3 protein-coding genes and 1 pseudogene are annotated in these 3,677 nt (G+C 30.4%); 2 read left to right on the top strand and 2 right to left on the bottom strand.

Translation table 11 applies throughout. The features are described from left to right. Positions 1 to 295: quaternary ammonium compound efflux SMR transporter QacC (gene qacC, locus CK797_RS08980; protein ID WP_104689395.1), on the bottom strand; the 295-nt coding region annotated here is incomplete at its 3' end. 624 nt (positions 296 to 919) lie between these two features. On the opposite strand from qacC, the gene CK797_RS08975 reads away from it, so the two are divergent. Beyond that, positions 920 to 1,858 carry a replication initiation factor domain-containing protein gene (locus CK797_RS08975; RefSeq protein WP_029264623.1) on the top strand — a complete coding sequence of 313 codons (939 nt, stop codon included), beginning with the start codon at positions 920 to 922 and terminating at the stop codon, positions 1,856 to 1,858. 241 nt (positions 1,859 to 2,099) lie between these two features. After that, positions 2,100 to 3,368 carry a MobV family relaxase gene (gene mobV / locus CK797_RS08970; protein ID WP_031766525.1) on the top strand — a complete coding sequence of 423 codons (1,269 nt, stop codon included), beginning with the start codon at positions 2,100 to 2,102 and terminating at the stop codon, positions 3,366 to 3,368. A 170-nt stretch (positions 3,369 to 3,538) separates the two neighbouring features. On the opposite strand, the pseudogene CK797_RS08965 reads toward mobV, so the two are convergent. Further along, a pseudogene (locus tag CK797_RS08965) lies at positions 3,539 to 3,677 on the bottom strand (quaternary ammonium compound efflux SMR transporter QacC); the annotation flags it as partial.

Genomic DNA, 3,677 nt, shown 5'->3' with positions numbered 1-3,677 from the left:
AAACTACGCCGACTATGATTAAAACTATAGATACTATAGTTATTAGATTTATTTGTTCTTTGAAAATAATTATTGAGACTACGGTTGTTAAGACTAAACCTAGTCCCGCCCAAGTTGCATAAGTTATATTTAGTGGTAGGTGTTGCATTGTTTTACTTAAAAAATAGAAACAAATTCCAAATGAAATTATTGTTCCTAAGGATGGTATAAATTTTGAAAAGCCTTCTGAAGATTTAAGAAATGCACTTCCAATAACTTCAGTACTTATGGATATTATTAAATAAATATAAGGCATTTTTAACTCCTTTTAATTTTCGTATTTTATTTAATTTTATTCTAAGTATTTTTCATTTGCAACGATCCTTTTATTTTTTATTTGTATCAGTATCAATTTTACAGTAAACATGCATTTATGCCGAGAAAATTTATTGATGTTGAGAAGAACCCTTAACTAAACTTGGAGACGAATGTCGGCATAGCGTGAGCTATTAAGCCGACCATTCGACAAGTTTTGGGATTGTTAAGGGTTCCGAGGCTCAACGTCAATAAAGCAATTGGAATAAAGCAATAAAAGGAGTTGAAGAAATGAAATTTAGAGAAGCTTTTGAGAATTTTATAGCAAGTAAGTATGTACTTGGTGTTTTAGTAGTTTTAACTGTTTACCAGATAATACAAATGCTTAAATAAAAAAAGACCTGATCTGATTAGACCAAGTCTTTTGATAGTGTTATATTAATAACAAAATAAAAAGAAGTCGCTCACTCCCTCGCCAAAGTTTGTGATAGCGACTTACCTAGAAAAAACACTAAGTTGTTTTTTTATATCTTGTATATCTAGATATTAAACGATATAAGTTTATTCTTCAAGATATATATTCGGGTGAGCGACTTCTTAAATTAAATTAAGGAGTTGTTTTTTTATGATTAAAAAAGCAGAAGAAATTCAGGCAAAACAAAGCTTAGAAAACGAAAACTTAAATTTTTCTAAAACCGGATACTCTAATAGCCGGTTAAGTGTTCAAACTTTGGGACAATCTCAACCAAAATTAAGTTTTGATGCTATGACTATTGTTGGAAATCTTAATAAAAATAATGCTCAAAAACTATCTGAATTTATGAGTGTTGAGCCACAAATTAGACTTTGGGATATATTACAAACAAAATTTAAAGCTAAAGCACTTCAAGAAAAAGTTTATATTGAATATGACAAAGTAAAAGCAGATACATGGGATAGACGTAATATGCGGGTTGAATTTAATCCGAATAAATTAACACACGATGAAATGCTATGGTTAAAGAAAAATGTTATCGACTACATGGAAGATGACGGTTTTACAAGATTAGATTTGGCTTTTGATTTTGAAGATGATTTAAGCGATTACTATGCAATGACTGATAAAACAGTTAAAAAAACTGTTTTATATGGTCGTAATGGCAAGCCAGAAACAAAATATTTTGGAGTTCGTGATAGTGATAGATTTATTAGAATTTATAATAAAAAACAAGAACGTAAAGATAACGCAGATGTTGAAGTTATGTCTGAACATCTGTGGCGTGTAGAAGTTGAATTGAAAAGAGATATGGTTGATTACTGGAATGATTGTTTTAATGACTTACACATTTTGAAACCTGCGTGGACTACTTTAGAAAAAATTAATGAGCAAGCTATGGTTTATACTTTGCTGCATGAAGAAAGTATGTGGGGAAAATTAAGTAGGAATACTAAGTATAAATTTAAAAATTTAATTAAAGAAATATCTCCAGTTGATTTAACGGAATTAATGAAATCGACTTTAAAAGCAAACGAAAAACAATTGCAAAAGCAGATTGATTTTTGGCTATCAGATTTTGAATTTTGAGTGCATTAAATTTTATACACGAAGTGATCATAAAATTTAAAAACGAATTTGCGACCACCATTTTTGGTCGCAGGTTTTGAACTTATGGACTGACTTGTTCAGTCCATTTTTTGTGCTTGCACAAAAACTAGCCTCGCAGAGCACACGGTTTAACGACTTAATTACGAAGTAAATAAGTCTAGTGTGTTATACTTTAATAAATAAAGCTACGCAAAAACATGTGCAGTGGAGGGATTTTAATATGCCGTATTCTATTATCAGAGTTGCTAAAGTAAAATCAAAAACGAATACAAAAGGTATTCAAAAACATGTACAAAGACAAAATAAAAATTATGAAAATATGGATATTGATTTAGAAAAATCATACTTAAATTATGATTTAGTCAATGATAGTCCGATTGATTATAATCAAAAAATCGATGAGAAAATTGAACAAAATTATAATGGGAAACGCAAAATTAGAAAAGACGCAGTAAAACATATTGATGGTTTAATTACATCTGGTAATGAATTTTTTAAAAATCAAACACTTGAAGAAACAAAGCAGTTTTTTGAACATGCTAAAACGTTTTTAGAACAAGAGTATGGAAAAGATAATTTATTATATGCAACAGTGCATATGGACGAAAAAACACCTCATATGCATTATGGGGTAGTTCCGATTACAGAAGATGGTCGATTGAGTGCGAAAGAGGTTTTAGGTAATAAAAAGGCACTAACTGAATTTCAAGATAGATTTAACGAACATATCAATAGTTGTGGTTATGACTTGAGTAGAGGTATAACAAGGGGCGTTACACCGAGACGACATGAGCAGATAAGTCGTTATAAAAATTTAACAGATTATCACAAAGAAGAATATGAGCATGAGAGCCGAAAATTAGACCGTATAAAGCAAGAAAGCGAAGAAGTAATGGAACAGTATCAAAATGCTTTAGATGTTCTAAAAAAGCCTATAAATGTCCCATATGAGCTTGAAACTGAAAAAGTTGGTGGACTGTTCAACAAAGAAACACAGGAAACAGGTAACGTCGTTATTGATAAAAATGAATTTGATTTATTGCAGGAACAAGTAAAAGCTTCTCAACTCATTACTGATGATTATGAATATATTAAAAGCGGAAAGGCTTTAAAAGATTTTGAGGAAAAAAACAAAAGATTAGAAGATAGATTATTAGACGAACAGATTAAAAATGGAAAAGTAATAGATGAATACAATGATTTAGCGGATAGTTATAATAATTTATTGGAACAAAATCAAGAAAAAGAAAAAGAGTTAAACCGTTCGTATAAACTATTTAACAATGTGTTTAAGTTGATTAAAGGTGTGATGAAAGAAGAAACATATCATTCGTTGATTAACCATATTGATAATCACTTAGAAAGCTCAAAAATGCGAGAAACAATGATTGTAGATGATAACGATGAACAATTCTTTAAGAAAAAATATCAAAGGCATGAACCAGAAATTATTTTTGAAGATGAACGAGATGATGGCTACACTTTATAAAGACGACGCATTTATGCCGAGAAAATTTATTGTGCGTTGAGAAGAACCCTTAACTAAACTTGCAGACGAAAGTCGGCATAGCGTGAGCTATTAAGCCGACCATTCGACAAGTTTTGGGTTTGTTAAGGGTTCGGAGGCTCAACGTCAATAAAGCAATTGGAATAAAGCAATTAATGCGATGTTCCGAAAATGTTTAACGAAACTACGCCGACTATGATTAAAACTATAGATACTATAGTTATTAGATTTATTTGTTCTTTGAAAATAATTATTGAGACTACGGTTGTTAAGACTAAACCTAGTCCCGCC

It is taken from the genome of Limosilactobacillus pontis, assembly GCF_002940945.1.
Lineage (GTDB): Bacteria > Bacillota > Bacilli > Lactobacillales > Lactobacillaceae > Limosilactobacillus > Limosilactobacillus pontis_A.
Note: the sequence above shows the minus strand (reverse complement) of the source record. Positions and strands in the feature narration are given on the sequence as shown.

Coding starts and splice junctions, on each gene's coding strand:
- CK797_RS08975 (WP_029264623.1), top strand. CDS start 920: ATGATTAAAAAAGCAGAAGAAATTCAGGCAAAACAAAGCTTAGAAAAC.
- mobV (WP_031766525.1), top strand. CDS start 2,100: ATGCCGTATTCTATTATCAGAGTTGCTAAAGTAAAATCAAAAACGAAT.